At 52.7% G+C, this 4,215-nt stretch carries 5 protein-coding genes; 3 read left to right on the top strand and 2 right to left on the bottom strand.

What is annotated here, in order from left to right; all coding sequences use genetic code 11:
- The coding region (locus tag AC221Y_RS21060) for a tetratricopeptide repeat protein (RefSeq protein ID WP_486708313.1) at positions 1-466 on the top strand (466 nt) is incomplete at its 5' end.
- 176 nt (positions 467-642) lie between these two features.
- Here the strand turns inward: AC221Y_RS21060 and AC221Y_RS21055 are convergent.
- Complete coding sequence (locus AC221Y_RS21055) at positions 643-1,803, bottom strand: MFS transporter (protein ID WP_486708314.1); 1,161 nt, start codon at positions 1,801-1,803, stop codon at positions 643-645.
- Between the two features lie 448 nt (positions 1,804-2,251).
- Positions 2,252-2,527 (bottom strand): DUF4242 domain-containing protein, encoded by a 276-nt coding sequence (locus AC221Y_RS21050; RefSeq protein ID WP_486708312.1) that lies wholly within the window; start codon positions 2,525-2,527, stop codon positions 2,252-2,254.
- Between the two features lie 139 nt (positions 2,528-2,666).
- On the opposite strand from AC221Y_RS21050, the gene AC221Y_RS21045 reads away from it, so the two are divergent.
- Positions 2,667-3,584: a LysR family transcriptional regulator gene (locus tag AC221Y_RS21045; protein ID WP_486708311.1), complete on the top strand. Its 918-nt coding sequence runs from the start codon at positions 2,667-2,669 to the stop codon at positions 3,582-3,584.
- A gap of 213 nt (positions 3,585-3,797) precedes the next feature.
- Positions 3,798-4,154: a preprotein translocase subunit SecG gene (secG, locus tag AC221Y_RS21040; RefSeq protein ID WP_486708310.1), complete on the top strand. Its 357-nt coding sequence runs from the start codon at positions 3,798-3,800 to the stop codon at positions 4,152-4,154.
- Positions 4,155-4,215 lie beyond the last annotated feature (61 nt).

Here is a 4,215-nt window from a genome sequence, read left to right as displayed (position 1 = left end):
CGCGAATCTCGAACGCGCAATCGCTCTTAATCCCAATGATGCGCGCATCCGTTTGGAGTTAGCGCATACTTTCGACTGGTTTCGTATGCAGGACCGCGCGTTGCCAGAGATTGAAATGGCAATCAAACTGAGCCCGCGAGACCCAATGCTACAGAACATGTACTTTTACAAAGGGCATATCCTGTTTCACCTTGGCCGCCACGAAGAAGCGCTGGATGCCGCACAGCAATTGGGCTCTGTCGCGACAAGCAACACATGGCGTCTGTTTCACCATCTTCTGCGCGCCGCAAACCTTGCTGAGATGGACCGAACGGAAGAAGCTCGCGAGGTCGTGGAGGCGGCTTTGAGTATCAACCCGAAGCTTTCAATTTCAGCGATGCAGAGACAGTTCGCCGGATCAAAAAATCACCCTGAAAACCGGAAAATCTGGTTGGCGAGTTTGAAGAAGGCAGGTGTGCCGGATTAAGCTCGAAAATTCCAACAGATCGAAAAACAGACGTTCCTGAGTTGCGCAGCTTTGGTAAGTCTGGGCTCGAAGCGGACTTGCGGCGATGCAGCGGGTTGAGTTTGAACCGTGTCCCGGAAGCCGCCATTCCCGAAACGCAGATATTCTGCCCATTTTAAAGGCGCCCGCGAGTTCATTCAATCCGAGCGAGACCGGTTTTTCCGGCACTCTGCACCTAATAGCATGAAGCCCAACATACAGGCGCACACGACTGCACTCGTGACGCCGATCACAAGCGAGTAGCCTCCCTCTATCCACAGGATCGAGCCCATGTACGGGGCTGCGGCAAGAGCAAGGTAATAGGGAATTGCGAGTGCACCAAGGATTGTGCCAATGGAAGCATAACCGAGGCATTCTGAGACCAGCACAGGCTTCAGAACACTCGTCAGCCCGTAACCAAGCCCGAACAGCGCGGCAAACAGAACGCCGATCCCCGCACCTTCTTCTGAGGCGAGAATTGCTCCAATGCCCAAAGCCATAAGGGCAACAGATACAATTACGACCGTTATGGCCCCGCTGTGAAGGCCGTTCCACAATAAGCCGAAACGAGCAATCGCCTGAAATGGGCCTATAAGCGCGACTGAAAACAAAGCCACGTTCTCGCTTTGTCCAAGTTCAACCAATGCTGGAACGCTATGGCTCAGAACCATACCTTCAGCAAACGCGAGAAGCGAGAAGGTGAAAAGCAGATACCAGAACATCGGCCGCACCCTCGCATCTCTCAGCGCTTTGCGTGATGCTCGGTGGCGCTCTCGGCGATCAAGATTGCAGGACGCCGGTTCGAGGATGGCGCCGCCTAGGTACATGAGGGGAGCCGTCACGCACGCAGTCATTAAGGCAAACGCCAGAACAGACACGCGCCAGCCGTAGAGATCGGCCAGCCAATTAGCGACGGGATACGCCAGAACGGTCGAAAGCCCGCCGATCAAAGCAACCACCGTAATCGCGCGACGTGCTCTTTGCCGAAGGACTCGGGCGATGAACGTAAAAGTGGGCTCGTTGAGGCATGATCCTTGGGCAACGCCTATGGCTATCCAGGACAACACAAAAGATATATGACTAATCGACTGGGATAGCGAAACAAGGCCGACGGCGCCAACCAATGCTCCGCCACCGAGCAAAAGGCGTCCGCGTCCCGCATCGATTATGCTGCCAGCAAAGGGTGCGATCAAAGCAGAAGTGATAACTGCAGATGTCAAACCCAAGCTTAGCTGTGATTTAGAAAGCAAGGTCTCAGTTTCCCAGACCAGGAGCAAAGCCCCAAAGATATAAAACAAGCTGCCCCAGGCCGTGAACAACCCAAGGCCGAAGCACAACAAAGCTCGACCCTCATTCGGCCTTGGCTCACCAGCCGGACTGGGTACGTCTGTTGACGTTGGATCGTGTAAAAGGTCGTGGCCCAAATTTACGTCCCACTACTCTGGATGGAAAATGCTTTTTTCCAAAAAGCCTTGGCAAAAAAGTTCCAAAAATCAATGGAATTCATTTTTCTAGTTCTATCAAAATGTTATTCTGCAGTGCTGTGACGCAAAAATGTGCAAGCGCCTTGCGGACACCATCGGAGCCTCTTTGGTGAGTTGAGACGGCCATCCGGAGATGCAGAACCGGACATTGGCGCAGCCGTAGCGAAAGCGCGCTTCGTCCCGCAGAGCCGTCATCCCTGCCTTAAGTAGCGAAAGACCGGAAAGAGCCCAAAGCGGACGCCATCGTTAGCGAAGGCACCCGCTCTAGATTTTCTTGGCCTGCTCAATTATTGGCAGTCAACGGATCGATAATCTGAGGAACTTCGGTAATTTTTGCGAAAGGAATGCCACTCTTTTCTGAGTGATTTCGGATGACGTCCTCGTTTTCAGCCAAGTAGACGCAGAACGTTTTTTCTCCAGCAACGTAAGAGTGCTGCCATTGGATGTCTGGGCCGATTGCTGCAAGAGCTTTGTTGGAGGCCCTCGCTGCTCCGCAAAGTTCAGTCAATGAGAATTCACCGATGCCGGGTATATCGCGCTCAATTATGTAACGTTTCATCTTGTCTACCTTTCAATTGGAATACAGACATGTTGACAGGGTTCGTTGCCAACTCAAAATTCAATTTTCTTTCTTGGTTGAAAGGTAACCTTTAGTATAATTACTTGTATTTTTGTTGATTGAAGGTAAATTTCATTAAATGGCCGCTTCTTCGCACCTCAAATCTTTGCAAGCTCTAGAGCTGGCTGTGCGTGAGGGGTCTTTGAAGGCGACCGCGGAAAAGTTGGGGATTACCCCTGCAGCAGTTGGACAGCGCATTCGATCTCTGGAGGATTACTTGGGGAGTGACTTGTTGATGCGGGGCCGTTCCGGGCTACAGCCGACGCGAGTTCTCGATCAAGCCATTGCAGACCTCAGAATTGCATTTGAGGCATTGGATCGCGCCTCGGACACTCTTGATTTCCAACGCGTCAGCGAAATTCATATCGTTGCTGATCCTGACTGGGCCGACCTTTGGTTGTTGCCAAGGCTATCTGAATTCAGGGACGAACATCCCAACCTGTTGTTCTGCATCAACGGCACTGGTGATGTTCCAGTTCGATTAGGATCGCCGGATGTACGAATTGCCACCGACATCGCTGATGGTGAACCACTTTATCAAGATATTCTGGTGCCGGTAACAGGATTGGACAATACAAGACGTGTTGGTGACTTTGATCCGGTGCTTCAGATGGAAGGAATGCCACTTCTCCACCTTAAAAATCGGTTGGAATGCGATAATAATCCAGGTTGGATCGATTGGTTTCAAAGGTACGGTCACCGCGAAAGTGGCCGAGATCGAGGCGTCAGTTACCCAAATGCGCGACTTGCGCTTGACGCCGTGAAGCAGAATGTTGGGTTTTTATTTTGCAACCTGTCACTTGTTTTGCTTGATCTTGAGCAAAAAAAGATTGCGCACCCGTTCCCACTATCTCAGCACATTACATCACCTCATCCTTATCGGATGAAACTGAGAAATGATGCGCGAAAGCGTGCACCGGTCTTAAGATTTGCAGAGTGGCTAAATTCCAAATCGCTTGAGACACAGGCGGCCATCGATGCAATAAAGATAGCCTAGCAAGGGTTTGAATGAACGGCAGATTCGTCCCGCAGAGCCGTCTTTCCACTCCGTTTTCATTCATGCCCTTGAGACTACGATGCCGACACGCGGAGGTCACAAAATCATACTCTGTCTCCCCCAAGCCCCATGCCAACGACATTGCCGGGTTGCGGGGGCTGGCGGAATTGCATAGATAGCGCCTGACCAAGCTAACTTATAGGCCCGTGCTTCATGGAAAACGTCGTCCTTACCATCCATCTTCTTCTGGCAATCGCGCTGATTGGTGTTGTGCTTTTGCAGCGTTCGGAAGGGGGCGGTCTGGGCATGGGCGGCGGCGGGGCCGTCAGCGGACGCTCGGCGGCCACCGCGCTTGGCAAGGTGACCTGGATTCTGGCCGCGGCCTTTATCGTGACTTCGATCACCCTGACCATCATCGCCGCGCAGAATGCCGCCGGGGTGTCGGTTCTTGACCGTCTGACAGATGCGCCGCCCGCGCCCGAGGCAAGCGTTCCCGCCCTGCCCGATGCAGACACGCTTTTGCCGCCGCCAAGTGGCGATACGGCACCCTTGACGCCGACCGCCGACTAACCACAAAGAATTGATAGCAAAACCAGTGCCGCAACATCATCTTGCGGTTGGCTTGCGCTAT

The organism is Boseongicola sp. (assembly GCF_057460485.1).
This window is presented reverse-complemented; position numbering and strand designations above follow the sequence as displayed.

What these genes read in the sequence shown, in the direction of transcription:
- AC221Y_RS21050 (WP_486708312.1), bottom strand. Translation starts at nt 2,527, where the DNA reads ATGAAACGTTACATAATTGAGCGCGATATACCCGGCATCGGTGAATTC.
- AC221Y_RS21045 (WP_486708311.1), top strand. Translation starts at nt 2,667, where the DNA reads ATGGCCGCTTCTTCGCACCTCAAATCTTTGCAAGCTCTAGAGCTGGCT.
- secG (WP_486708310.1), top strand. Translation starts at nt 3,798, where the DNA reads ATGGAAAACGTCGTCCTTACCATCCATCTTCTTCTGGCAATCGCGCTG.